This window comes from Microbacterium sp. ARD32, from assembly GCF_031844385.1.
Classification (GTDB): Bacteria; Actinomycetota; Actinomycetes; order Actinomycetales; family Microbacteriaceae; genus Microbacterium.
This window is the reverse complement of sequence record NZ_JAUZVD010000002.1, coordinates 269,722-294,164: the sequence shown is the minus strand read 5'-3', so window position 1 is coordinate 294,164 and position 24,443 is coordinate 269,722. Positions and strand designations below refer to the sequence as shown.

General features: G+C 71.2%; 29 protein-coding genes. 14 read left to right on the top strand and 15 right to left on the bottom strand.

The features are described from left to right. Positions 1-81: 81 nt before the first annotated feature. On the bottom strand, positions 82-1,494 hold the full coding sequence (locus Q9R19_RS09625; RefSeq protein ID WP_311256167.1) for an MFS transporter: 1,413 nt from the start codon (positions 1,492-1,494) through the stop codon (positions 82-84). A 126-nt stretch (positions 1,495-1,620) separates the two neighbouring features. On the opposite strand from Q9R19_RS09625, the gene Q9R19_RS09620 reads away from it, so the two are divergent. Continuing rightward, a complete protein-coding gene (locus Q9R19_RS09620; RefSeq protein ID WP_311256166.1) occupies positions 1,621-2,700 on the top strand; it encodes a PQQ-dependent sugar dehydrogenase in 1,080 nt (359 codons plus the stop codon). A gap of 3 nt (positions 2,701-2,703) precedes the next feature. Here Q9R19_RS09620 and Q9R19_RS09615 read toward each other — a convergent pair whose 3' ends face one another. Both Q9R19_RS09615 and Q9R19_RS09610 read right to left on the bottom strand, forming a co-directional pair. Continuing rightward, the gene (locus Q9R19_RS09615; RefSeq protein ID WP_311256165.1) at positions 2,704-3,093 is read right to left on the bottom strand and encodes a hypothetical protein; all 390 of its coding nucleotides are present in this window, start codon (positions 3,091-3,093) and stop codon (positions 2,704-2,706) included. Next, positions 3,090-3,731 carry an acyl-CoA synthetase gene (locus Q9R19_RS09610; protein WP_311256164.1) on the bottom strand — a complete coding sequence of 214 codons (642 nt, stop codon included), beginning with the start codon at positions 3,729-3,731 and terminating at the stop codon, positions 3,090-3,092. The genes Q9R19_RS09615 and Q9R19_RS09610 overlap by 4 nt, the downstream gene beginning before the upstream one ends. Before the next feature lie 185 nt (positions 3,732-3,916). On the opposite strand from Q9R19_RS09610, the gene Q9R19_RS09605 reads away from it, so the two are divergent. Beyond that, complete coding sequence (locus tag Q9R19_RS09605; RefSeq protein WP_311256163.1) at positions 3,917-4,258, top strand: helix-turn-helix transcriptional regulator; 342 nt, start codon at positions 3,917-3,919, stop codon at positions 4,256-4,258. Between the two features lie 76 nt (positions 4,259-4,334). Here Q9R19_RS09605 and Q9R19_RS09600 read toward each other — a convergent pair whose 3' ends face one another. Continuing rightward, on the bottom strand, positions 4,335-4,922 hold the full coding sequence (locus Q9R19_RS09600) for an ATP-dependent Clp protease proteolytic subunit (protein ID WP_311256162.1): 588 nt from the start codon (positions 4,920-4,922) through the stop codon (positions 4,335-4,337). Continuing rightward, a complete protein-coding gene (locus Q9R19_RS09595) occupies positions 4,919-5,563 on the bottom strand; it encodes an ATP-dependent Clp protease proteolytic subunit (protein WP_311256161.1) in 645 nt (214 codons plus the stop codon). Before Q9R19_RS09595 ends, Q9R19_RS09600 begins: the two co-directional genes overlap by 4 nt. A gap of 130 nt (positions 5,564-5,693) precedes the next feature. On the opposite strand from Q9R19_RS09595, the gene Q9R19_RS09590 reads away from it, so the two are divergent. The 4 genes from Q9R19_RS09590 to Q9R19_RS09575 all read left to right on the top strand — a co-directional run bounded on the left by Q9R19_RS09590 (position 5,694) and on the right by Q9R19_RS09575 (position 9,226). After that, complete coding sequence (locus Q9R19_RS09590; protein ID WP_311256160.1) at positions 5,694-6,032, top strand: PadR family transcriptional regulator; 339 nt, start codon at positions 5,694-5,696, stop codon at positions 6,030-6,032. After that, complete coding sequence (locus Q9R19_RS09585; protein ID WP_311256159.1) at positions 6,029-6,979, top strand: HAAS signaling domain-containing protein; 951 nt, start codon at positions 6,029-6,031, stop codon at positions 6,977-6,979. The genes Q9R19_RS09590 and Q9R19_RS09585 overlap by 4 nt, the downstream gene beginning before the upstream one ends. Positions 6,980-7,233: 254 nt before the next feature. Then, complete coding sequence (locus tag Q9R19_RS09580) at positions 7,234-8,115, top strand: hypothetical protein (protein WP_311256531.1); 882 nt, start codon at positions 7,234-7,236, stop codon at positions 8,113-8,115. Positions 8,116-8,176: 61 nt separating this feature from the next. Then, positions 8,177-9,226 (top strand): NAD(P)-dependent alcohol dehydrogenase, encoded by a 1,050-nt coding sequence (locus Q9R19_RS09575; protein WP_311256158.1) that lies wholly within the window; start codon positions 8,177-8,179, stop codon positions 9,224-9,226. A 45-nt stretch (positions 9,227-9,271) separates the two neighbouring features. Here the strand turns inward: Q9R19_RS09575 and Q9R19_RS09570 are convergent, their stop codons facing one another. The 3 genes from Q9R19_RS09570 to Q9R19_RS09560 form a co-directional block, all read right to left on the bottom strand. Then, entirely contained in the window at positions 9,272-9,730 is a 459-nt protein-coding gene (locus Q9R19_RS09570) for a hypothetical protein (RefSeq protein ID WP_311256157.1), read from the bottom strand. A gap of 190 nt (positions 9,731-9,920) precedes the next feature. Next, entirely contained in the window at positions 9,921-11,408 is a 1,488-nt protein-coding gene (locus tag Q9R19_RS09565; RefSeq protein ID WP_311256156.1) for an MATE family efflux transporter, read from the bottom strand. Positions 11,409-11,503: 95 nt separating this feature from the next. Then, positions 11,504-11,755: a DUF2188 domain-containing protein gene (locus Q9R19_RS09560; RefSeq protein ID WP_311256155.1), complete on the bottom strand. Its 252-nt coding sequence runs from the start codon at positions 11,753-11,755 to the stop codon at positions 11,504-11,506. 118 nt (positions 11,756-11,873) lie between these two features. On the opposite strand from Q9R19_RS09560, the gene Q9R19_RS09555 reads away from it, so the two are divergent. The 4 genes from Q9R19_RS09555 (at position 11,874) to Q9R19_RS09540 (ending at position 15,373) form a co-directional block, all read left to right on the top strand. Next, positions 11,874-12,854: a DNA topoisomerase IB gene (locus Q9R19_RS09555; RefSeq protein ID WP_311256154.1), complete on the top strand. Its 981-nt coding sequence runs from the start codon at positions 11,874-11,876 to the stop codon at positions 12,852-12,854. Positions 12,855-12,939: 85 nt separating this feature from the next. After that, the gene (locus Q9R19_RS09550) at positions 12,940-13,161 is read left to right on the top strand and encodes a hypothetical protein (protein WP_311256153.1); all 222 of its coding nucleotides are present in this window, start codon (positions 12,940-12,942) and stop codon (positions 13,159-13,161) included. After that, entirely contained in the window at positions 13,148-14,488 is a 1,341-nt protein-coding gene (locus tag Q9R19_RS09545; protein WP_311256530.1) for a Vms1/Ankzf1 family peptidyl-tRNA hydrolase, read from the top strand. Before Q9R19_RS09550 ends, Q9R19_RS09545 begins: the two co-directional genes overlap by 14 nt. Before the next feature lie 45 nt (positions 14,489-14,533). Next, positions 14,534-15,373 carry an alpha/beta hydrolase gene (locus Q9R19_RS09540; protein WP_311256152.1) on the top strand — a complete coding sequence of 280 codons (840 nt, stop codon included), beginning with the start codon at positions 14,534-14,536 and terminating at the stop codon, positions 15,371-15,373. A 15-nt stretch (positions 15,374-15,388) separates the two neighbouring features. Here the strand turns inward: Q9R19_RS09540 and Q9R19_RS09535 are convergent, their stop codons facing one another. Then, entirely contained in the window at positions 15,389-15,568 is a 180-nt protein-coding gene (locus Q9R19_RS09535; RefSeq protein WP_311256151.1) for a hypothetical protein, read from the bottom strand. Between the two features lie 37 nt (positions 15,569-15,605). On the opposite strand from Q9R19_RS09535, the gene Q9R19_RS09530 reads away from it, so the two are divergent. Then, positions 15,606-16,526 carry a DnaJ domain-containing protein gene (locus Q9R19_RS09530; RefSeq protein ID WP_311256150.1) on the top strand — a complete coding sequence of 307 codons (921 nt, stop codon included), beginning with the start codon at positions 15,606-15,608 and terminating at the stop codon, positions 16,524-16,526. A gap of 45 nt (positions 16,527-16,571) precedes the next feature. Further along, positions 16,572-17,231, top strand: coding sequence for a histidine phosphatase family protein (locus Q9R19_RS09525; RefSeq protein ID WP_311256149.1), 660 nt, complete (start codon positions 16,572-16,574; stop codon positions 17,229-17,231). Here Q9R19_RS09525 and Q9R19_RS09520 read toward each other — a convergent pair. The 4 genes from Q9R19_RS09520 to Q9R19_RS09505 form a co-directional block, all read right to left on the bottom strand. After that, positions 17,192-18,643: an MFS transporter gene (locus Q9R19_RS09520; RefSeq protein WP_311256148.1), complete on the bottom strand. Its 1,452-nt coding sequence runs from the start codon at positions 18,641-18,643 to the stop codon at positions 17,192-17,194. The genes Q9R19_RS09525 and Q9R19_RS09520 overlap by 40 nt on opposite strands. 2 nt (positions 18,644-18,645) lie before the next feature. Continuing rightward, positions 18,646-20,151, bottom strand: coding sequence for a cellulase family glycosylhydrolase (locus tag Q9R19_RS09515; RefSeq protein ID WP_311256147.1), 1,506 nt, complete (start codon positions 20,149-20,151; stop codon positions 18,646-18,648). Between the two features lie 126 nt (positions 20,152-20,277). Continuing rightward, positions 20,278-20,886 (bottom strand): helix-turn-helix domain-containing protein, encoded by a 609-nt coding sequence (locus tag Q9R19_RS09510; protein ID WP_311256146.1) that lies wholly within the window; start codon positions 20,884-20,886, stop codon positions 20,278-20,280. A gap of 143 nt (positions 20,887-21,029) precedes the next feature. Further along, complete coding sequence (locus tag Q9R19_RS09505; protein ID WP_311256145.1) at positions 21,030-21,260, bottom strand: hypothetical protein; 231 nt, start codon at positions 21,258-21,260, stop codon at positions 21,030-21,032. A 109-nt stretch (positions 21,261-21,369) separates the two neighbouring features. On the opposite strand from Q9R19_RS09505, the gene Q9R19_RS09500 reads away from it, so the two are divergent. After that, complete coding sequence (locus tag Q9R19_RS09500) at positions 21,370-22,143, top strand: alpha/beta fold hydrolase (RefSeq protein WP_311256144.1); 774 nt, start codon at positions 21,370-21,372, stop codon at positions 22,141-22,143. Here the strand turns inward: Q9R19_RS09500 and Q9R19_RS09495 are convergent. Then, a complete protein-coding gene (locus Q9R19_RS09495; protein WP_311256143.1) occupies positions 22,088-22,870 on the bottom strand; it encodes a class I SAM-dependent methyltransferase in 783 nt (260 codons plus the stop codon). The genes Q9R19_RS09500 and Q9R19_RS09495 overlap by 56 nt on opposite strands. A gap of 86 nt (positions 22,871-22,956) precedes the next feature. Between Q9R19_RS09495 and Q9R19_RS09490 the strand changes: the two genes are divergently transcribed. Beyond that, positions 22,957-23,349, top strand: coding sequence for a cupredoxin domain-containing protein (locus Q9R19_RS09490; protein ID WP_311256142.1), 393 nt, complete (start codon positions 22,957-22,959; stop codon positions 23,347-23,349). Positions 23,350-23,400: 51 nt separating this feature from the next. On the opposite strand, the gene Q9R19_RS09485 is transcribed toward Q9R19_RS09490, so the two are convergent. Beyond that, positions 23,401-24,441, bottom strand: a complete 1,041-nt coding sequence (locus tag Q9R19_RS09485; RefSeq protein WP_311256141.1) for a beta-propeller fold lactonase family protein — start codon at positions 24,439-24,441, stop codon at positions 23,401-23,403. Between the last annotated feature and the right edge of the window lie 2 nt (positions 24,442-24,443).

The window sequence follows — 24,443 nt, the reverse complement described above, 5'->3', positions numbered from 1 at the left end:
GAGCGACGTTTTCCATCCGGGGGCGTCACGGCGCACGCGCAGCCCGACGCGCAGCCAGCCCCAGCCCCGCAGCGCCCCGCCTCAGCCCGCGGGCGCGTCGCGCGGCATGAACAGCACCGCGACCAGCGTGATCGCGGCCGTGACGGCGGCGCCGACGAACACCCAGGTGGATGCCGCGATGATCGTCGCCGGATCCTGCGGGCCCGTGCCCTGGGCGATCACGGCGTTCGAGATCGCGCCCAGCACGGCGACGCCCACGGCGCTGCCGGCCGACCGGGCGAAGGTGTTCATTCCGGTCACGACGCCGCGTTCGCTCCAGTCGACGGATGCCTGTGCCGAGATCAGCACGGGTGCCGACGACCAGCCCAGCCCGAAACCGAGCACGAACGCGATCCCTGCCAGCACGAACACGTTCGGCCACGGCGCGCTGACCGCCAGCGCGATCGCCGCGACGGTCGTGGTGCCCATCCCGATCAGCGCCGTGCGCCGGAACCCGATGCGCAGGTACAGGTGCCCCACGTTCGCGGCGGCGATCGGCCAGCCCAAAGTGAGCGCGGCGACCGCGAGACCGGAGAGCAGCGGCGCGATGCCCAGCGAGCCCTCCAGGTAGGCGGGCGCGAAGCTCGTGACGCCGATCAGCAGGGCCCCGATCCCGAACGAGACGATCGTGGTGCTGAGGATCAGCCGCCGTCCGATCAGTGAGAGGTCGATGATCGGCTCGGCCGCGCGGCGCTCCACGACAGCGAATGCCACCAGGGCGAGTGCGCCCCCACCGAAGCAGATGGCGCTCGGCACCGACAGCCACGGCCACGCGCTGTCGCCCTCGAGCAGCCCCAGGATGACGCCGGTCAGTCCGGCCGTGAGCAGGGCCGCGCCGGCGTAGTCGATCCGGTGCGCGCGGGTCTGCTTCTGCTCGTGGTAGCGGCTGAGCAGCATCCATGCGGCGAGCGCGCACAGCGGCACGTTGACGAAGAAGATCCACCGCCAGGCATCCAGCTGGGCGAAGACGCCGCCCAGCGCGGGCCCGACGACCGACGCGATCGCCCACACGCTGGCGGTGTACCCCTGCACCTTCGCGCGCTCGCGCACCGTGTAGATGTCGCCGATGATGGTCATCGCCATCGGCCCGACCGCGCCCGCTCCCAGCCCCTGCACGATGCGGAACACGATCAGCCACAGCATGGTGCCGGCGAAGCCGCACAGCACCGATCCGAGCAGGAAGAGCGCGATGCCCAGCAGGATCACCGGCTTGCGGCCGATCAGGTCGGAGAACTTCGCGTAGATCGGCACGCTCACCGCCTGCGCCAGCAGGTACACCGAGAACAGCCACGGGAACTGCGTGTACCCGCCGAGGTCGCGCACGATGGTGGGCACCGCGGTGGCGAGGATGGTCGCGTCGATCGCGATGAGTCCGGTGGCCAGCATCAGCGCCGCCAGGATCGGCCCCCGCTCCGAGCGCAGTCCGACGGACGCGCGATCGACGGAGGAGGCCATGACAGGGTCCAACTCCCCCGGCTCCCGGGTATTCCCCTTCTCCGGTCGACTGCGGTGTGCGGGGTGGTGCGCAGAGGGAACGGGAGGGATGCTGGAGTGCAGCGGCGCAGAGGAGGAGGCGTGCGGATGAATGGGCGCTCGAGACGCGCGGTGTCGGTGCTCGGCATCGCGGTGGCCGGCATCGCGGTGGCGCTCACCGGCTGCACCTCACCGGCCTCCACGCTGCAGGAGGAGCCCGTGACACTGGCGAGCGGCCTGCAGTCGCCGTGGTCGGTGGTCGTGCTCGACGACGGCGGAGCGCTGATCTCGCAGCGCGACGACGGCACGGTGCTCGAGCGCACGGCATCCGGCGAGCTGCGCACGGCCGGCACGGTGCCCGGCGTGGTGTCGGGCGGCGAGGCGGGGCTGAACGGCCTCGCGGTGCGCGAGATCGACGGCGTCCGCTGGTTGTACGCGTACCACGCGACCGGCGACGACAATCGGGTGGTGCGGATGCCGCTGACCGGTGACCACGGAGCGCTGGAGCTGGACGCCGATGCCGTCGAGGACGTGGTCACCGGCATCCCGCGCGCCGCGAACCACGACGGCGGGCGCATCGCCTTCGGACCGGACGGGATGCTGTACATCGGAACCGGGGATGCCGGGCAGCGCGAGCGCGCCCGGGACCGGGACTACCTGGGCGGCAAGATCCTGCGGGTCACGCCGACCGGTGACCCGGCCCCCGGCAACCCGTTCGGCACCCGGGTGTACTCGCTGGGCCACCGCAATGTGCAGGGACTCGCGTGGGACGAGTCGGGCACGCTGTGGGCCAGCGAGTTCGGGCAGGACACCTGGGACGAGCTGAACAGGATCGAGCCCGGCGGCGACTACGGCTGGCCCGACCACGAGGGCAGGGCGGGCGCGGCGGACGCCATCGACCCGGTGGCGGTGTGGAAGCCGGCGGATGCCAGTCCCAGCGGCATCGCGATGGTGGACGGGACCCTGTTCATCGCGGCTCTGCGCGGAGAGCGGGTGTGGACCTTCGACCCGTCACGGCCGGACGAGGAGCCCTGGGAGGCGGCGTTCACAGAGGAGTACGGCCGGGTGCGCGATGTCGCCGCGGGGCCGGAGGGCGGACTGTGGCTGCTGACCAGCAACACCGACGGCCGCGGACAGCCGCGCGAGGGCGACGACCGGCTCGTGCAGCCGGCGTTCCCCGAGGGGTGAGAGTCAGCTCTGTGTTGCGTCCGGCTGCTCGGGCTCCCCGCCTGCGGCATCCGCCGACGCGGCATCCGCGCTGCCCCGCGACCTCTTCTGCTTGGGCTCGAGCAGCACCGGCTTGTCGATCGTCTTGGTGACATCGGACGGGTTCACGGCCAGCATGAGCATCGCGAGCAGCAGCAGGGTGACGATGAACGAGATCCCGCCGATGACCAGCCCCAGGGTGACCGGCGGCAGGTCGTGGTAGGTGCCGTTGGCGATGGCGCGCCGCACCCGCGAGGTGAAGCCGCCGGTGGAGAAGATCGTCACGAGCATCGCGAAGACGCCGCACGCCAGGGCGATGCCCAGCAGGTGCAGGGGACGCAGGATCTCGCGTCGGGTCGGCTTCTGGTCGGTCATGCGTGTCCTCCGTGGTCGGCCAGGCTGCTCGTGGCGTCGCGCCCACCGGCATCCGTCGTCGTCTTCGCCGCCGGGGTGAGCCCGGCGATGGCCAGGAAGACCGCGACGATGGCGGCGTAGCCGCCGAACAGCCCGACCCCGATGATGATGCTGGTCAGCGTGGAGGTCGCGCCCTCGGCCGTGACAGACTCCTGCACGAAGCCGGCCGGCACGAGCGCCAGCAGCAGCGCCAGCAGCAGCCCGAGCCCGCCGATCAGGATCGCGTCGCGGGCGCCCGCGGTCCCGCGGGTGCGGACGCCGGCGATCAGCTCCACCAGGCCGGTGACGGCAGCCCAGGCGATGACGACGGCGAAGAAGAGTCCATCGGAGCGGATGCCGGGGACGCTGCCCACCATCCCGAGCACGAGCGACGCGGCGCCCATGAGGATCGCCGGCCAGCGCTGCCCGGCGGGGTGCACGAGGATCGCGGCCAGCACCAGCACCAGGCCCGTCGTGATCGCGAATCCGCCGAACACCGACAGCCCGATGAACGCCGAGTGGTCGGGAGAGAACGTGATCATCACGGCTGCCACGGCGGCGAGGGCGGCACGCGTCAGCTGCACGTGACGCGCAGTGAAAGTGCGGGGGGCGGCGGGCATGACAGTCCTCGGATCGGCGACCCTCCCAGTCTACGTCGCGCGCCCAGGAACCCGGACCGGACAGTAGGGGCGGGGTCTCTGCGCTGGGCTTTCTGCGCTGGCGTTCTGCTCTGGCGTTCTGTTCCGGCGTTCTGCTCTGGGCGGAAGAGCTGGATGCCCGGCGCCATCCGTGCATACCGTGAGCCATGGCCTCGATCCTCCCGTTCCCCTCGTCCCCCCGCCACCGCGAGCCCGAGCCGCTCTGGCGCGAGCTGCTCGGCACCGAGCTGCGCCGCCGCCGCCATGAGCGCGGCGACACCCTCAGCGAGACCGCGGATGCCGCCGGCGTCTCTCCGCAGTACCTGTCCGAGATGGAGCGCGGGCTCAAGGAGCCCTCCAGCGAGATGATCGCCGCGGTGGCGGGCGCCCTCGAGACATCGCTGCTCGAGCTCACCAGCTCGGTGGCGGCGGGGCTGCAGCCCCCGGCAGCCGCACCGATCGCCACCGCCCAGCCCGCCAGCGGCGGCGCCTTCGCGCTCGCGGCCTGAGTGCTCGCGGTCTGAGCGCGAGGCATCCACCTCCCCATCCTCGCCGGGGAGCACCTGCACGACCCGGGCGCTCGGCTCACCGCGGTGCGAGCACCTGGTCGATGAGCCCGTAGTCGCGGGCGGCGTCCGCGGAGAAGACCCGGTCGCGGTCGGTGTCGGCGCGCAGCGCCTCGACCGTGCGACCGGTGTGGCGGGCGAGCACCTGCTCCATCTCCGACCGCACCCGCACCACTTCGTCGGCGGCGAGGATCAGATCGGGCACGGCGCCGCGGGTCTGGGCGGCGGGCTGGTGCAGCACGATCCGCGAGTGCGGCAGCGCCGAGCGCATGCCGGGCGCTCCTGATGCGACGAGCAGCGCACCCACGCCGATCGCCTGGCCGACACAGGTCGTCGTCACCCGGGGCCGGATGTGCTGCATCGTGTCGTAGATCGCCAGCGCGGCGCTCGGGTCACCGCCCGCGCAGTTGATCGACAGCTGCACGTCGCTGTCGGGAGCGTCTGCGTCGAGGTGCAGCAGCTGGGCGATGATCGTGTTGGCGACTCCGGCATCCACCTCGGTGCCGAGGTAGACGATCCGCTCGGCCAGCAGGTGCGAGTAGACGTCCATGATGCGGTCACCACGCGGATGCTGCGCGACGACGTTCGGGATGGTGTAGCCGCTCATCTCGGCTCCTCCTTGTTCTCTGCAGGTGCTGCTTCGCCGCCGAGCCCGATCCGCGTGCGCCGGTGAGGGAACACGTCGGACAGCGAGGTGACGATGCCGTCGATGAAGCCGTAGTCGAGCGCCTCGTCGGCGGTGTACCAGTGGTCGTGCAGCGAGTCCTCGAACACCCGCTCGCGCGGCTGGCCGGTGTCGTCGGCGATCAGGCCGATCACCGTGTCGCGCATGTGGCGCAGGTCATCGGCCTGCACCTCGATCTCGACGGCCGACCCGCCGATGCCCGACGACCCCTGATGCAGCAGGATGCGGGCGTGGGCGAGCGACCGCCGCTTGCCCGTGGCGCCCGCGGAGAGCAGGAACTGCCCGGCGCTGCAGGCGAGGCCCAGCGCGACCGTCGCCACGTCGTTGGGGATGGCGCGCATGACGTCGCGGATGCCGAGCATCGCCGGCACGGAACCGCCCGGCGAGTGGATCCACAGGGCGATGTCCGCCGCCGGATCCTCGGCCGCCAGGCTGAGCAGCTGGGTCATCAGCAGGGTGCCGTTGTCGTCGTCGAGGGGTCCGTCGAGCACGAGCACCCGGTCGTGGAAGAGCGCGCGTCTGGCATCGGGCCCGAACTGGGGAATGGGCTTGTCATCGGTCATGACCTCAGCCTGCGCCGCGTGCGCGGATGCTGTCGCGCGGATCTGCCGACGGCGGATCCGCGGTCGGCGGAGGCGTGGCCGATTGAAACCTTGTATTGCAATACTTGCGATGCAAGGTTAGTGTGGCGTCATGACCGAGAGTGCTGAGCGCATCGCCACCAACCTCCGCAAGGGGGTGCTGGAGTTCTGCGTGCTCGGCCTGCTGGCCGCGAACGAACGGTACGGTCTGGAGCTGGCATCCGATCTGCAGGGCCGCGGCCTGATCGCCGGCGAGGGCAGCCTGTATCCGCTGCTCGCGCGCATGCGCGAGGGCGGCCTGGTCGACACCCGCACCGAGGCCATCGGCGGCGGGAGACCGCGCCGCTACTACACGATAACGGCCGCCGGCCGCGAGCAGCTCGACGCGTTCGCCGCCGTCTGGCGCGCGATGGGCGCACAGGTCGACACGATCATCGAGGGGACATCATGACGACGAAGCACGACTACCTGCGATCGGTGGAGCGGATGCTGAGGGGCATCGACGCCGAGCACCGCACCGCCGTGCTGGAAGATCTGCGCGGGCACTTCGCCGATGCCGAGGACGCCGGCCGCCCGGTCGACGAGATCATCCGCGGTCTCGGCGCCCCGCGAGAGATCGCCGACCGCGCGGTCGAGGAATTCGGAGCGGATGCCGGAGCGACGGATGCGAGGGCCGAGCGCGCCTGGCGCGTGCTGCAGGGCGCGGCCGTGGCGCTGGCGGTCGTCATCGGCGTGGTGGCGGCGTTCATCATGCCGAGCTTCCGAACGGACAGGGGCGACCTGACCCTGTTCGAGATGGAGGGACTGTGGCTCGCGCTGCTGCCCCTGGCCCCGGTTCTCGCCGTCGCCATTCCCCTGGTGGTCTCCCGCGCCGCGCGCACCGCGCTGACCCTGATCTCGATCATGCTGCAGCTGATGGTCAGCGCGATTCTCTGGCTTCAGTTCGGCGGCCTCTTCCTGCCGTCGGTGGCGCTCACGATCGCCGCTCTGACCGTATGGCACGGCATGCGCGCCCGAGGTTTCGGACTCGCATGGCGCATCCTCGGCGCGGTGCTGACGATCGGCCCCTTCGTCGGCCTCTTCGCGCTGCACGGTGACTTCCTGCCGTTGAGCCGAATGCCCCGCCGATACGCCGACTACAGCGCCGTCGACGGCGGCGGGCCGAGCATCGGGATCGACGCGGCGGGCTGGCTGATCGCAGGTGGCATCATCATCCTCGCGGTGCTGATGGTGATCGGCATTCGCTGGGCAGGCTGGGCACTGGGCGCGGCGGGCCTGGTGCTGCTGCTCGGCGGCCTGCTCTCGGGAGCACTCCTCACGCTGCTGCTCGTCTGGCTCGGCGGTCTCTGGCTCACGATCGGGCTCGCGCACTCGGTCACAGCATCCCGCCGAACGTGACCTGACGCGGCGGAGAGGGGTGTCGGCCGGCGGCGTCCCCAGAAGCCGCCGGCCACCTGCTCGCCGACAGGGGCTGGGCGATCAGGACGGAGTGTGCATGCTGACCGACGGCCCGCACGTCCCTCTATGATCCGATGCGCTTCACGTCCCCAGCCGTGCCGCCCGCCGAACCATGTGCCAATCTATGCGTGGGGCGTTCACATACCGAGGGGGTATCTGTGACGATCGAGAAAAATTCTGACGATCAGGCGGTGATGTCATTCGCGCAGGCGCTGAGCGCCGCGATCCGCATGCGAGGGCTCACACTCTCCCGCCTGCATGCGCGTCTCGCCGCCCGCGGCAATCCGGTGTCGATGGCCACCCTGAGCTACTGGCGCTCCGGCGCGCGGCATCCCGAGGGCGCACAGTCCCTGGCGGCGATCGCCGACCTCGAGGAGCTGCTCGATCTCGACCGCGGTGCACTGCTCGACCGGCTCGGCCCGACGATGCGCACCGGTCCGCTCGGCGCGACGGCGTTTCCGTTCGATGAGGAGCTGATGGAGCAGCGCGTGCGCGAGACCTTCGTGGCTATGGGCGGTGTCTATCCCGATCCGACGCGCGAGCAGACGATCCACGTGGTCACCGACGTCGGGCCTGACGGACGGGTGCTGCGCCGCACGTCGCGCATCCTGATACAGGCGACCTCGGGCGTGCTCTCGGCAACTCCCTATGTCGAGATGTCTCCGGGCACGCCCATCCCGGCACCGGAGTTCACGGCCATCGGCGGCGGCCGGGTCGGCGCGCGGCACTCGCACCCCAGTGGTGTGGTGCACGGGTTCATGTTCGAGCTGGAGCATCCGATCACCGCGCCCGCGTCGGCGCTCATCGAGTGGGCTGTGGAGTATCCCCCCGACTTCCCGGACAACGACGGAACCGGGTACGGGATCGCGCTGCAGTCGCGGGAGCTGCTGCTGTGGACCCGGTTCGATCCCGCCGCGGTGCCGGACTGGGTCGAAGAGATCGAGGAGACTCCGGCCGGCGAGGTCGTCACGCCGCGCACGCTCGACGGCGCCACCTCGCTGCATGCGATCCGGCGCAGCTTCGGCCCCGGCGCCCTGTCGATGCGGTGGGGGTACGGCGAGCACCCGGACGACTGACCCGCGCCGCGCCCGGTCGTGGGCGCCGCCACCACCCCGGCGTCCCGATACGCTGGCGTTCATGCCTACCGTGATCCCCGCCATCGTCGCGCCGTCCGCCACCGATCCGCTCTTCACCGGCACCATCGAGCGCCGCGACGTCGGCACCGACGATGTGCGCATCGACATCCGCTGGGCCGGCATCTGCCACTCCGACATCCACACCGTGCAGGGCGACTGGGGAAGCCAGCAGTACCCGCTGACCGTGGGCCACGAGATCGTCGGGACGGTCGCCGAGATCGGCTCCGATGTCACCAGGTTCGCCGTCGGCGACCGCGTGGGCGTCGGATGCCTGGTGAACTCCTGCGGCGAGTGCGCGAACTGCCTCGCCGGCGAGGAGCAGCACTGCGAGAAGGGCGCGGTCGGCACGTACGCGGCAAAGGATGTCGACGGCACGATCACTCAGGGCGGCTACTCCACCTCGATCGTGGTGACCCAGGACTTCGTGCTGCGCGTGCCCGAGGCGATCCCGTACGAGAAGGCTGCGCCGCTGCTGTGCGCCGGCATCACCACGTACTCGCCGCTGCGGCACTGGAACGCGGGCCCCGGCAAGAAGGTCGCCGTGATCGGGCTCGGCGGGCTCGGCCACATGGCCGTGAAGATCGCGCACGCCATGGGCGCCGAGGTCACCGTGCTGTCGCGCTCGCAGTCGAAGAGGGATGATGCGCTGAAGCTCGGCGCGGACCACTACTTCGCGACGGAGGATCCCGAGACGTTCCGCACGCTGCGGAACTCGTTCGACCTCATCATCAACTCGGTGTCGGCGGCGATCGACATCGATGCGCACCTGAAGCTGCTCGCGCTGAACGGCACGCTCGTGAACGTCGGCGCGCCGGCTGAGCCGATGGCGGTGCGAGCCGGAACGCTGATCGGCGGGCGCCGCTCGTTCGCGGGGTCGAACATCGGTGGCATCGCCCAGACCCAGGAGATGCTCGACTTCTGCGCCGAGCACGGCATCGCTCCCGAGGTCGAGATCACCTCGGCCGATCAGGTCAACGAGGCGTGGGCGCGGGTGCTGGCGTCCGACGTGCGCTACCGGTTCGTGATCGACATCGAGTCGCTGACGAGCTGAGCGGCGGGGTGACGCTGGACGGCGTGATCACCGCGGCGACCGACCCTACGCGGCTGCGTGGATGCCGTCGGCCACCGGCGTGGACGCACGCACCTGCGCCGGTGCGACGCGCGTCGGCTTCGTTCGCGGCTCGCGGACACCGGTCGCGTGGACACCGGCTTCGTGAGCACCGGCGTCCCGAGCGCCCGACGGCTGACCGCGATCGAGCCGACGCGATGCGCGCAGGCCGCCGATCAGCACCCGCAGCAGTGCTCCCCCCACGACGGCGGCGCCGAGGGCACCCACGGCGACGAGCAGCGGCAGCCACAGGTCGGCGAAGGATGCCGCGAGGCTGAGCATCGCGCCCACGATCCACACCCCGATCGCTCCGCCGGCGAGCCCGGCCGCGCCGCGTGCGATCGCGAAAGCGGCGACCAGTGCGCAGGCGAGCGCGATGACCGCGCCGGCGACCCCGACCGGCACGAAGAACGCTGTCAGCGACTGCGTGAAAGCGAGCATGGACATGATGACGACCCCCCGTCGGTGATGCGCCCCCGCGCATCTTCTTCTCCAAGGTTACGCGGGTTGATCCGACGCCGGCATCCACCGGAAGGACGATTCAGGGTCATCCCCGAGAACGATCGGTGAACACCCCGTTCGCCGGCGCGCGAGCGTCAGGACAGGACCGCGAACCGCGTCGGGCCCGCGAATCGGATCATGCCCGCGGGCGTCGCCGCGGCAGCCGCAGCCGGGTCAGCCGCGGTGGCACCACGGGCACGGGCGCGGTGAACACGGCATCCACCACCATCGACCCGTCCGTCGGGCCGATCACCGGGATCGGCGTCGTCAGCGTCGTCTCGGCGGGCGCCACCGGCATCCGCGCCAGCGCGCGGTGCGCGCTCACGTAGGCGGGGGCGAGCAGAGCGACCGCGCCGATCCACGCCAGCGGGTTGCTCATCGCCACTCCCGCGAAATCCAGCACCGCGCCCAGCGCGAGCGCGGCGACCACGCGCGCGACCAGCTCGATCACGCCCGTGACCGTGGGGACGAGCACGCGCCCGATCCCCTGCAGCACGCCGCGGAGCACGAACAGCACGCCCAGCAGCACGTACGTGCAGCCGTTGATGATCAGCATCAGGTGCGCCTTGGCGACCACCTCGTCGGCGCCTTCGCCGACGAACAGCCGCACCACCGGCACACCGAGTGTGATCATGATTGCGCCGAGCACCAGCGCGGCGATCACCGCCATCCACAGCGCCTGGATCGTGCCGCGGCGCACTCGATCCGGCCGGCGGGCGCCCAGGTTCTGCGCGGCGTACATCGACGCGGCCAGGCCCAGCGAGGCCAGCAGCGCGCTGGCCAGGCTGTCCACCCGGGATGCCGCGGTGTAGGCGGCCACGGCATCCGCCCCCAGCGTGTTCAGCGCGACCTGCACGATCAGCGCGCCGATCGCGATGATCGACGCCTGGAAGCCCATCGGCAGGCCCAGCCGCAGGTGCTCGACGATGTCGGCGCGCGCCACCTTCCAGTCGGCGCGCTGCACGTGCAGGACGGGCACGCGCCGCCACACGTACAGCAGGCACAGCAGCACCGAGACGGCCTGCGCCACCACCGTGGCCCAGGCGGCTCCGGCGACTCCCCACTCCAGCGTGCCGACCATGAGGATGACCAGCCCGACGTTCAGCGCGCAGGAGATCGTGAGGAACACCAGCGGCGTGGTCGAGTCGCCGATCGCGCGGATGATCGCGGCCAGGTAGTTGAAGAACATGATCGTGCTGCCGCCGATGAAGGTCACCTGCGTGAATGCGGTGGCCTCGGCCAGCAGCTCGGGCGGGGTCTGCAGCAGCTGCAGGAACGGCTCGGCGATCAGCGGACCCACCACGGTGAGGATCAGGCTGGTGGCCGCTGTGAGCAGCGTACCGGTGGCGACCGAGCGGCGCACGCCGCGCCCGTTCGACGCGCCGAACGCCTGCGCCGTCGGGATCGCGAAGCCGCTGGACAGACCCCAGGCGAAGCCGATCACGAGAAAGATCAGGCTGCCCGTCGCGCCGACCGAGGCGAGCGAGTTCACTCCGAGGTGCCGCCCGACGACGACGGCGTCGACGAACTGGTACAGCTGCTGAACGACGTTGCCGACGAGCAGCGGCACGGAGAAGGCGAGGATGACGCGCCAGGGGCGTCCGGTGATGAGAGTGGTGGCCATGAGGGGAGGGGGGTGAGGCCGGAGGGGCGGGGAACAGGAACGGCACCGTGATCGGTCACGGTGCCGCTGCCATCATATCGAATCGTTTCGGCGGATCAGGGAAGATCCTCCACCTGAATGGTGTCGCCGTCGGCATCCTGCTCGCCGGCATCCTGCTGGTCAGTGATCACGCCGGTGGGCGGCGCGTCGTCGACCGTGTGCACGGTTCCGGCCGCCAGGGCGAGCCGGCGCCCCTCCTCCACGGCCTCCTCCTTCGAGGCGTACCCCTGGGAGAGCTCGTCCTCCCCCTCCACGCGGTTCACCCACTGTCCGTTCTTCGAGAGCGTCTCGACGTCTCCGAGTGCCATCGGAATCCTCCCTTCCTGCGCCCGCCGCACGCGCGGCGGATCCGGCAGGATAACCATCCCGAGACCGTCGCAGGGAGGGGGTTGCGTCGCGCGGGAGCGGCACGGTAATCCGTAGGGGATGACCCGTCTCCGACGCAGCGACCCGCACGGGCCGGGCCTGACCCGGGTCCGCCGCGGTCGCGGCTTCGAGTACCGGATGCCGGACGGCGTGCGCATCGACGATCCCGAGCTCATCGAGCGGCTGCGCTCGCTGGCCGTTCCCCCGGCGTGGCGCGACGTCTGGCTCAGCCCGCACGAGAACGGGCACATTCTCGCCACCGGCCTCGATGACGCGGGCCGCCGCCAGTACATCTACCACCCCGCCTGGCACGAGCGGATGGCCAGGGAGAAGTTCGATCGGATGCTGCAGCTGGCCGCCGTGATGCCGGGCGTGCGCGGCGGCGTGACCCGCGACCTCCGCCAGGACGGCTTCGGGCGGCCGCGGGTGCTCGCCGGCGCGTTCCGGATGCTGGACAGCGCCCTGCTGCGCGTCGGCTCGGAGCAGTACGCCCGGGAGCACGGCAGCATCGGCCTGGCCACGCTGCGGGGCTCGCACGCGCATGTCCGCGAAGGGCGCACCGTCGAGCTCGCGTTCCCCGGCAAGAGCGGTCAGCCATGGCAGTCGCGGATCGACGACCCCGACCTCGCCGATCTGATCGCCGGCCTCAAGCGCCGCGGCGGGCGCTCCCTGCTGCTGAGCTGGCAGGACGATGGCGCCTGGCATCCGCTGCGCCCCGCCGACATCAACGACGACGTCCGCGACCGCACCGGCGGCGACTTCACCGCGAAGGACTTCCGCACCCTGCACGGCACGATCTCGGCGGCGGTGGAGCTGGCGCGGATCGGCCCGCGCGATGCGGCGAATGCACGCCGCCGGGCCGTGTCGGCCGCCATCAGGAATACGGCGTCGATCCTGGGCAACACGCCCGCCGTGGCACGCTCCGGTTACGTCGACCCGCGTGTGCTGGATCTGTACGACGACGGGATCGTGGTGGATCCGAAGCGCCGGGTCGAACCGCAGCTGATCGAGCTGCTGTCGCCGGGCGCGTCCTCGCGGTGAAGCGGCCGACGCCGGGATGTCAACCCGGTGTGCGTTCCCCGGCCCGCCTCCTAGCGTCGGTCGGACACCGATGAAGGAGGAGACGATGAGCGACGCACAGCGCGGCAGCACGACGCACGGGCCGAACCTCGACGATCAGCTCGAGCAGGAGTCCCGGGGGATGGTGCAGGGCCATGGCGCCCCGCACGCCGAGCCGTTCCGGGAGACCGAGCCCCTTCCCGATGACACCGATGCGCCGGAGGTGCAGCAGGCTTTCGAGCGCGAGGACCCCGAGGACGAGGCCGGTGACGACGATGAACTCGCTTGAACTGAGCGGATTGGACCTGCACGAAGCACTCAGTCGTCCCGACGCCTGGACGACCGTGTACGCCGATGGCCCGCAGGGCGACCCGCCGCCCGCCGTGGAGAGCAGAATGCGGTCGCTGCGCGACCGGATGCAGCAGGCGGGAGTGCCGGAGGAGGACGCGGATGCCGTGATCGCCGCACTCTCCGAGGACACCGGCGTGCCCGCCCCGTCGGCGCGCTGGCTGCTCGTGCGCGGCGGCCTGGTGGTGGCCGACGAGGCGTTCGCCGCCCCGCGTCGCGGACCCGAGCGCGTCACGCACGGCGGCTTCCCCGCGATCGTCCCGCTGCTGCGGCATCGCGCCGGCAACCCCCTGATCCTGGTCGTGGCGACCGGAAAGGACGGCGCCGAGATCACCCTCGAGCGCCTCGGCCGGTCGGAGCCGGAGCACGTCGAGCAGGTGGAGGGCGACGAGCATCCGATCACCAAGGCCAATCCCGGCGGCTGGTCGCAGGCGCGCTATCAGCGCAGCGTCGAGGAGGTGTGGCTGCGCAACCAGACCGAGATCGGCGAGATCGTGGACGAGATCGCGCGCACGCGCGGGCCGGAGCACATCTTCGTCACCGGCGACGCGCACGCGCGCGGCCTGCTGCTCGAGGCGATCGGCGCGGACACGCTGGAGCTCGTGGTGGAGGTGGACGTCATCACCAGGGCTGCCGGTGCGGATGACGGCGCGCTGACCGCGGCGATCGACGAGACCGTCGCGGCCGCGCACGATCAGCGCGTCGCCTCCGTCCGCGATCGCGCCGCCGAACGCGACGGCGAGCTCGGCGCATCCGGCACGGGCGCGGTCGTCGCCGCACTGCAGCAGGCGCAGGTCGAGACGCTGCTGCTGGACGAGCGCATGACGGATGCCGAGACCTCGCTGCTCGCGCTGCCGGAGACCCCGTGGGTGGCGGCGACGCCCGCCGACTCCTACGACGCCGGCCCCGGCACTCCGGTCGCCGCGGCGGAGGGGCTCGTGCGCGCGGCGGTGCTCACCGACGCGGATGTGCTGTTCATCGAGGACGAGCCCGACGAGGGCGAGCCCCGTCCCGACGACGCGCCCGAGGCGCCGCTCGCCGTGCTGCGGTGGTCGTCGGCACCCGATGACGGGGCGTCCGGTGACGGGGCGTCCGGTGACGGGACATCCGGTTCCCGGCCGGCCGACTCGGACAACGCCGACGGGCATCCGAGCCAGGCCGAGGGAGAGGATCCCGATGAGGCCGGCGGGCATCGCGATCCGCATCTGGAGGGGCATCCCTCGCAGGCCGAAGGCGAGGAGCGCGACGCGGACGGCGACGAGCGGTGAGCCGGTCCGCGCCGCGCGGCCTGCGCGCAGGAGCATGATGGAGGGGTGACCGACACCCTCTCCTCGTTGCGCAACCTGCCCGCCGCGCAGTTCGTCGAGGTCGGCGACGGCGTCGCGCTGGCCACGTACACGTGGGGCGATCCGGACGCCCCGGTCGTGCTGCTCGTGCACGGGTTCGCCTCGAGCACCGCCGACACCTGGCTGCACACCGGGTGGGTGCGGATGCTGGAGCGCGAGGGCTACCGGGTGCTGGGCGTGGACCAGCGCGGTCACGGCGGCAGTCAGAAGCCGCACGACGCAGCGGGCTACCCCGTGGCGAACCTGGCTCGCGACATCGAGGCGGTGCTCGACACGCATCTGGTCGACGAAGCGCTGTACGCCGGTTACTCTCTGGGCGCGCGCGTGGGCTGGCAGGTGCTGCAGGATCTCGGCGACCGCATTCCGCGCGCCGTGCTCGGCGGCGTGCCCGACGGCATCCCGCTGGACCGTCTCGACACGGATCAGGTGCTGGCGTACGCGCGGGACGGCGTTCCGGTCACCGACCCTGCCACGCAGAGCTACATCCGGCTCGCCGAGCGCGTCCCGGGCAACGATCTGTACGCGCTGCTGGCACTGGCCGAGGGCATGCGCGCCTCGCGCTCGATCGACCCCGATCCGGCGCAGGCGCCGCAGCAGCCGGTGCTGTTCGCGACCGGCTCCGAGGATGCTGTGATGCCGGGCTCACGCCGCCTGGCGCAGGCGACACCGCGGTCGAGCTTCTTCACCATCCCCGGCCGGCACCACTTCAACGCCCTCGGGTCGAAGGCCTTCCGTCTGGCCGCGCTGGAGTTCCTGCGCGGGGAAAAGTCCTTCGTCGGACTCACGACCCCGGAGGCGGGTCGCTGAGCTGTCGAAGCGTCGTCAGTCGCGCGCCTCGCGGGTGAGCGCGCGGATGCCGAAGTAGACGAGAACCGCGACCACCGCGACGAGCACGAGCTTGACGACCACCCACAGCAGCGAGAACAGGGCGGTCACCAGCCACCACGCGATGACGATGGCGATGATGGCGCCGAGGATGCTCCAGATCGTGCTCTTGGTCATGGCTCCAGCGTAGTCAGGTCGCCTGACCGTCTAACGTGTGAACGTGACGTTCGAGGGGCCACTGGCAGCATCCGCCTACGAGGTGCTGGGCGTTTCGGCCGTCGCCGACGACGATGAGCTGCGGAGGGCCTACCGGCTGCGGCTGCGCGAGACGCACCCCGACACGGGCGGCGAGGCCGCGCTGTTCATCCAGGTGCAGCGGGCGTGGGAGCACGTCGGCACGCCCGAGGGCCGGGCGGCGTACGACCGCGGGCGCGCCGAGGTGTCGTGGGCGGCGCCATCGGCATCCGCTCCCCCGGCCGGAACGCGGCCGCGCACGAAGTCGTACGGCCGGGCCGGCGGGTGGCGTCGCCTGCGCTACCTGCGGATGCTGACCGACCACCTCGAGCGCACGGTGACCACCCGCGAGGCCTACGATCCCGCCGTCGTGCGGTCGGCGCCGTGGGAGGCGCGGCGGATGCTGGCCGCCGCGCTGGCCGAAGAGAGCACGGCAGCCGCGATCGCCGAGCTGGGCATCGGCTTCACGGCATGGCACGACGTGGTGGCAGGAGCGGATGCCGCGCAGAAGCTCGACCACGCGGTGCTCGGCCCGCGCGGGCTGTACGGCCTCGCGTCGGACGACTTCGGTGGCGCGGTGCGGTTCCGGCAGGGGGAGGTCATCGGGCGCTCCGTCGGCGACGCGACTCCCGTGGCCGAGCTGCTCGCCCGCATCCGCTCGCTCTCGCGGGCGGCGCGCGTGCGCTTCGCCGGGGCGATCCTGATCCTCCCCGACGACGACCTCGACGAGGCGGTCACCGTGCTGGGTGCGGTGCGCGGCGTACCCGTGGCGGTGGTGCGCCGCAGCGCGCTGCGACCGGTGCTGCGCTCCGGCATTGCGGGCGCTCGTCCTCTCGGGATGACCGAGGCCTTCGACGTGCGCACCCGACTGGCGCAGGCGGTGCGCGTGCTCGTGCCGTGAGCGACGGAGAACATTCCGGTGCGGAGGCCGGAGTACGGTGAGCGTGTGGATGCAGAAACCGACCCGCTCCCCGATCGCCCCGCACCCGACAGCCCGCGGGGAAAGCTCGTGCTGCTGCGGCACGGCGAGACGGAGTGGTCGCGCACCGGAAGGCACACCGGTCTCACCGACATCCCGCTGACCGCGCACGGCGAGGAGCTGGCCCGCGCCGCGGGCGAGCTCGTGCGCGGCTACGACTTCCGGCTCATCCTCAGCTCGCCGTTGCAGCGGGCCCGCCGCACCGCCGAGCTGGCGGGACTGGATGCCGACATCGATCCGCTGCTGGTCGAATGGGACTACGGCGGCTACGAGGGGCGCACGACGAAGGACATCCGTGCCGAGCTCGGCTACAACTGGACGGCGTTCGCGCACGGGGTGATCCGCGGGGCCACTCCGGGCGAGACCGTCGAAGAGGTCGCGGCCCGGGCATCCCGGGTGCTCACCCGCGTGCTGCCGGCGATGGCGCACGGCGACGTCGCCCTGATCGCACACGGCCATTATCTGCGCATCCTCACCGCCGTGTTCCTGCGGCAGGCGCCGCGGTTCGCGGCATCCATCTCACTGGATGCCGGGTCGGCGTCCGTGCTCGGGTTCGCACGCGAGCAGCCGGCGATCCTGGCCTGGAATCACGGTCCGGAGCTGCCGCTGGCGCCGTCCGAGTCGTAGACCGGCCGGCCGCCGTCGACGACCACGATCGGCGCGGCGAGCGGCGCCTCCGGCGAGCGCCGCGAGCGCGAGTACTCGCTCAGATCCGCCTCGACTGTCCGGCTGTAGGGCAGGAAGGCCAGCGCCACCGCGCCCAGCAGCACGAAGATGATCGGCACCCCGGCCGTCGCGAAGCGGATGCCGAACTGCGCCGCCTCGGTCTGCACCTGGGCGTTCTGGTCGTAGCCGAACGCCGAGATGAGCCAGAGGAACAGGGCGGTCTGCGTGCCGATCAGCGGCGCGGAGAGGATGGCGCGCAGAGCGGTGAACGAACCGGTCTTGCGCGTGCCGGTGAGGCGCTCGTTCTCGTCGATCAGGGCGGCCTCCAGCGGTGCGCCGGCCGTCATCATGATCTGCCTGCCGCTCATCAGCACGACGTAGCACAGCAGCACCTGCCACCATTCGGTCACGAGGAACAGCGCGCCCAGCCCCACCACGTAGGGCAGCATGCCCACGTACACACTGGTGCGGCTGCCGATCCGCTTGATCATCCGCGCGTACAGCGGCAGCAGCACGAGCACCACGATCATCGAGCCCATGTCGGTGATGGTCGCCTCGGTGCCCGAACTGCGGATCACGTGATCCATGAAGTACAGGAAGGCGGTGAAGTACATCCCCATCGGGGCCGTCGCCGTGATCCCGTAGCAGAACCACGCCCAGAACGAGCGCATCCGCAGGATCGATGCCGCGTCGCTGCGCAGCTGGCGCAGCGACGCGTGCTCGTCGCCGGCGTCGCCCTTCTCGTACAGCTCGGGCGGGTCCTTCAGCTTCACGAGCGGGATCACGTAGATCACGGCATTGACGAGCACGACGCCCATCAGCATCACGGCCATCGTGGTGTGCTCGGTGATCGCATCACCGACCAGCAGCTGGGTCGCCACGACCGTCGCCACGGCCGAGCAGGCGTTGCCGATCCAGGTCTTGCCCACCTCCACGTCGATGCGATCCTCGCGCGACGGCGCCGCGAGGTAGATGTAACTGGTGGCCGAGATCAGGTAGAAGGTCGAGGCGATGTCGAACAGGAACAGCTGGGTGAGGAACACCAGGAAGGTCGTGGTCTGCGGCCAGTCAGGGCTCGCCCAGGCCATCGCGACCAGACCGAACAGCATGAACGGCACGGTGACCCGCATCACGCGCAGGAACTTGCCCTTGCCGGGGCGGTAGCGGATCTTGTCGAGGATGACGCCGAACACGGGATCGTTGAGCACGTTCCAGATGTTGAAGGCGAGATACACCCAGCCGACGTACTCCGGTGAGAGCCCGATCACGTCGGTGTAGAACTTCACGTACACGTTGTGGATGACCACGGACGACATCCACGTGGCCGGAAGCGGCGTCGACAGCAGAGCCTTCTGCCGGAACGTGAGCGCCATGGTCACTCCACGGTGATCTCGAAGTCGCCCGACCCGGCGTCGAGCAGGATCCACTGCCCGTGCCGTCGCACCTCGACGGTGGCGCCGTCACGACGGGCGGTGGCCTCGCCGCGCGGCGCGAAGAACACCGACGGGGCCTCGAGGTCGGCTCCGCGCCAGCTGGCGGTGAGCACGCCGTCGTCGACGCGCCACTGCGCGGCATCGCCCGCGAAGGCGAGCGGGCGCGGGCGGGTCAGCGCGCGCGCCGCCTCGGAGTCGGCGAAACCGGGCTGCCAGCACCAGTACGTCCACGACCAGCCGTGTGCGTCGAACAGGTCCTGCAGGAACCGCGCGTGCCCGGCCACGCCCTCACCCAGGTCGAGCGCACCCCATTCGCCGACGATCACGGGCACACCGAGGCGCGTGGCGGTCTCGGCATGACGGGCGAAGATCGTGCCGGCGCGGGTGTCACTGGACAGCGCGATCGCCGGGGTGTCGACCGTGAGATCGTAGCCGTGCGGCGAATACGCCCAGTTGGCGTCGTCGAGCGGCGGCTGTCCCGACGGGATGCCGAGGTTGGCGAAGTAGTCGTGCTCGCGCAGGATCATGCCGAGGGTGTCGTGCTCGCGCACCGCCTGCGACACCCGCATCATCAGCGGAGCGACGAAGTCCTGCTCGAACCGGGCGACCAGCGGATGGATGAGGTCGCCGATGCCGCGGTGCACACGCTCGTCGTCGAGTCGGCCCAGCTGGGCGAACTTGGCGGCGGGGTCGGCGAAGTCGGCGAACACCTGCTCGGCGTCCTGCCCTGTGATCTGCGCGAAGGCGCCGATCAGCGCGGCGAAGATCTGCGGGGCGGGGCTTCCCGGTGCGGGCTCGTTGAGCAGGTCGTAACCGATGAGGGCCGGATGCCGGTGCAGACGCTGCGCGACGTGCGACCACATCGCGGCGAACCTGTCCTGCAGGCCGATCCCGCCCGGGCCCGCGGCGTTCGCCCAGAAGCGGTCGAGCGCCTCGTGCACGGCGGGGCTGGACAGATAGGCGTCACTCCACAGCTCGGTGGCGGCATAGGGCTGATCGGTCAGGGTCGCCCAGTCGGGCGCACCGTCGCCGAATCTCTGCGAGTACAGGTCCTGATGCGCGTCGAGCACGGCGACCATGCCGAACGCGTGGATGAGGTCCAGCTGCTCCGAGATCCAGTCCAGGTAGGCCTCGTCGTACTCCCCCGGGCGGGGTTCGACGGCCGACCAGATCACGCCGAGCCGGATCAGCGAGAACCCGCGCCGGGCGAGATCGGCGATGTCGTCGCGGGTCCAGTCGCCGGCGAAGCCGCGCTCCGCATACGATCCGGTGGGCTCCTGGCCACCCTTGGCGACGAGGTTGATCCCGTGGAAGACGCGGTGGCGGCCGAAGGCGTCGCGCAGCACGGATCCGTCCGCGCTGATCGCATGACCGCCCTCCGTGCGAACGCGGTGAGCGCCCACGGCGTCTTCCACGGCGTCGCCGGACTGTGACTGGTTGTGCTTCATTGCTCTCCCGGTGCGAACGTCGCTGTCGGCACATCGAACTGGGACGGACGTCCCACTTCGATGACCGTATCGCGCCGGTAGCCGGCGATCAAGCACACCGCTCCCCGGCCGCCGCTGCGCGCGCGCTCAGCCGCCGCTGCCCTCGGGATCCCGCTCGGCCAGTGCGGCGACAGCGTCGGCCGCGGCGACGACGGCGGCATCGAGTGCGGCGTCGTCACGCGTGACGAGCCAGTTGAGCGTGAGACCGTCCGAGAGCACCAGCAGCAGGCGTGCCACAGTCGGCAGCGGCACGGACCAGCGGATGCCGGTGCGCTCGGTCACCAGGGTGAGCGATGAGAGCACGATGCGGATGTACTGGTCGTACAGCTCCTGCGCGAGCGCCGGCCGGGTGCGCAGCGCGTACTGCGTGAGCTCGAGCATGGCCTGTTCGTGCGCCGGATCGGCGCGCAGGTGCTCGGCGTAACCGCGCAGAGCCGCCGTCAGCAGCTCCACGAGCGACTTGCCCTCGGGCTGGGCGGGCGCGATCGCCTTCTCCTCCCGCGCGAGCACGTCGATGATCAGCCGGTCGATCAGCTCGTCACGCGATTCGAACGCGTAGTGGAAGCTCGCCAGCGACATCCCGGCTTCGGCGACGATGGCGCGGGTCGACGCGGCATGGATCCCGCGTGCCGCGATCACGCGCAGCGCCGCCGCGACGAGCTCACTGCGACGGACCTCTACCGGGGTTCTGGGCATCTCTCCTCCGTCGGGTGGCAGCCGCTCCCGATGCGCACGATCAGCATCGACCACACAGTACTCCGTCGGCCGGCACCGTCCGGTGCCGCGGACGGAGGGCTGAGCGCGGTGCCGGCCGCTCACCGGCATCCGCTCACCCGGCCTCAGAGACGCTGTCGTGTTCTGTCGCGGTCGCGCTGTCGACCGCCGCCGAGGAAGCGGTGTCCGTATGCCCACCAGCCGCCGACGAGCATGCTGAAGACCACCCCGACGACCAGCAGCCACTGCGGGACTCCGGTCAGACCGTAGACCACCCAGATGATCGCGGCGAGCAGTGACGCGACCAGACCGATCGACGTGGCCGGGTCGGGCTGGGATGAGTTCTCCGTGTTCATGACGCACCTCCTGGTTCACGATTGTCCTCGGCGCGAGGCGCCGGTGACCATGACGCGTGTCACCGGTCCCGGATCCCGAGGTGTCGGCGGCTGGTGGTTGGATGACGTCATGGAGATCGCCACCTCAGCAGACGGAACCCTCATCGCCTTCACCGCCCTCGGGCAGGGGCGCACGATCGTGATCGTGAACGGTGCGCTGTCGACGGCCGCCGATGCCGTGCCGCTGGCCCAGGCACTGGCGGATGCCGGTTTCCGGGCGATCACGTGGGATCGACGAGCGCGCGGCGCCAGCGGAGACCGGCCCGGATCGGGCCCCGACGATGAGGCCGCCGACCTCGACGCCGTCATCGATGCGGCGGGCGGAGCGGATGCCGTGCTCGGCCACTCCTCGGGAGCGGTGCTCGCACTGCACGCCGCCACACGGGGCGTGCCGACCGGGGCGCTGTTCCTCTCCGAGCCGCCGATCGACTTCGACGGCTCGGGGTTCGGCGGCGAGCTGCCGGAGAAGCTGCAGGCGCTGGTCGACGCGGGTAGGCCGGAAGAGGCGATCGCCGCGTTCCAGCTGGATGCCGTCGGGCTGCCGGCCGCGATGGTCGCGGCCGGGCGCGAGAGCGGCCAGCTCGCCGCGCTCGCACCCCTGGGCCAGTCGACGGTGTACGACGCGCGGCTGACTCTGCGACTGCGGCAGCCGACTGCCGCCCTGTTCGACATCGCTCAGCCGGTCACGGTGCTGCGAGGCGCGCAGACCTTCCCGTTCCTGATCGGGGCGGCCGATCGACTTGCGGCGGAGACGCCCGGAGCCGAGCTCGTGATCGTCGCCGAGTCGGTCATGCACCGCCTCGATCCCGCGGCGACGGCGAGGGTGATCGCGGAGCGGCTCTGAGCGGAGCGGGTCTGAGCGCGGAGCGGGTCTGAGCGCCGCTCTGCCGTCCGATCCACGTCACCAGCGTCGAGCCGAGGGTGTACGTCTCGCCGTCGCGCTGCTCTTCGACCAGAGCGGGGCGGGTGCCGTGGCTGACGGTCTGCAGGTCGGGGAACGCGTCGGCCACGAGCGTGTCGACGTCCTGCGTGCTCAGTGCGCTCTCCAGCAGGGCGGGACGGCGTTCGCCCTGCGCGTCGACCTCGTAGCGATCGGCCACGATTCCGAGAGCGACGACGCCGCCGGGCGCCAGTGCCGACCGGATCCGCGCGAACAGGCCGCCGATGGCTGCAGTTCCCGGCAGGTGCTCCACGGCCGAGAACGCGAAGATCAGGTCGGCGGGCTGCTCGAAGGTCACATCGGCCAGGTCGGCCCGCTGCACGTGCAGCGTCCTGGAGCCCGAGGCGGGGGTCAGCGCTCTCAGCCGCTCGACCGCGGAGTCGAGCAGATCGATGGCGTGCACCTGGGAGCCGTCGGGGAGCCGCTCCAGCAGCGGCACGACGTGCCGGCCGATCCCTGCGCCGAGGTCGTAGGCGACGACGGGCCGGTCGTCGGCGACCAGCGCGATCGCCTCGTGGATGAGCGGATGCGGCCGCGCCAGCCAGGTTCCCTCGTCGCCGAGCGACGCGTTCGCGTAGAGCTCGTCGTGGTAGCGGATGGTCTCTCGGCGCGCGTCGTGGAAGTCGGGCATCCACCCTCCTCGGATCGGCGGAACGGGCTTCTGATCGATTCTGCCCTCTCAGCGAGCCTGCCGGCGGGATCGCCGATGATGGACTCATGGCCCTCTCCGCGCGCATCGTCCGTCGTCCGCTCGTCGCGCTGGCGGGCGCGACCGCCGCGCTGCTCGTCCTCGCGGCGTGCTCGTCGGCGCCGGATGTCACGCCGACCGGCGAGACCACCGAGGTGGCCGTGTCGGTGGAGGGGATGCGGTTCGTCCCCGACACGATCGAGGTTCCCGTCGGGAACAAGCTGGTCATCGAGTTCACGAACACCGGCGACATGGTGCACGATCTGGTGCTCGCCGACGGCTCGAGCACGGACCACCTCGCTCCCGGCGCGAGCGAGACGATCGATGCCGGAGTGATCGGCGCCGACATGGACGGCTGGTGCTCGGTGAGCAATCATCGCGCCCAGGGGATGGTGCTGAAGGTGAAGGCCGTCACGCCGTAGCATCCCGGCATCCGCTCCCGCGCCGGTCATCGTTCCGACCGGCGGCCTCGGTCAGACGAACCGGACCCAGTTGGCGCCGCGGCCGGTCTCGGTGCGCTGGAGCAGGTCGAGGCGATCGCCCTGCACCGCGTACAGCGACACCGTCGTCGACCTCTCGCCGGCCGCGACGAGGTGAGCGCCATCGGGACTCAGGGCGAAGCCGCGCGGCTGCGGCTCGGTGACCTCGAACCGCCCCGCAGCCGAGACCGAGCCGTCCACGGCGAGCGCGAGCGCACCGAGGGTGCTCTCCGTGCGTTCGGATGCCCAGAGCCGGCGCTCGTGGTCGCCGAAGTGCAGATCCGCGCCCCAGATGAAGTGGTTCGCGCGGGGGTCGGCGCCGAAGACGCTGCGACCCAGACCGGTCGCCGTGTCATAGGCGGTCGCGGAATCGCGCAGGCTGAGCGTGCCCGTCTTCGTGTCGCGAGCGAAGTGCAGCACCTCTGCGGTGAACTCGGTCAGGACGTACACGGCATCCTGCGCCGCATTGAGCACGAGGTGCCGCGGGCCGCTGCCGCGGGGCGCCGCGACGGCCGGCGGGTCCAACGGCGTCAGCTGCAGATCCTCGTCAACGGCGTACTGCGCGACGAGGTCGTCGCCCAGCGAGACGAAGTACGCGAAGCGGCCGTCGTCGCTGGGCAGCACCGAGTGCAGGTTGGCGTACTCGATGCGCGACACCGCGGCTCCGATCACGCCGTCGACGACCGGGCAGCTGACCCCGTACCCGCCGCCGTAGGAGGCGCCGAGCAGGCCCGTGCCGTCGGGCGTGAGGGCGAGGTAGGTCATCCCTCCGTCGGGCAGGTCCAGGCGGGTGAGCGGAGTGAGCTCGCCGCTCTCGCGATCGAGCGAGAGCGTCTGGATGCCGGCCGGCAGGCCGGAATCGCTGCCCTTCACGGCCGCGTGCACGAGACCTCGCGTGGAGTCGACGGCGAAGGTCGAGCACCCGGGGAGCCCGGGTGTCACGGCAAGGCGCTCAAGCCGGCCTTCGGCCAGTCGGAAGGTCGAGATGCTGCCGTCTGCGGAGTTGGCGACGAGAACGAGAGGCGAGTCGGTCACGT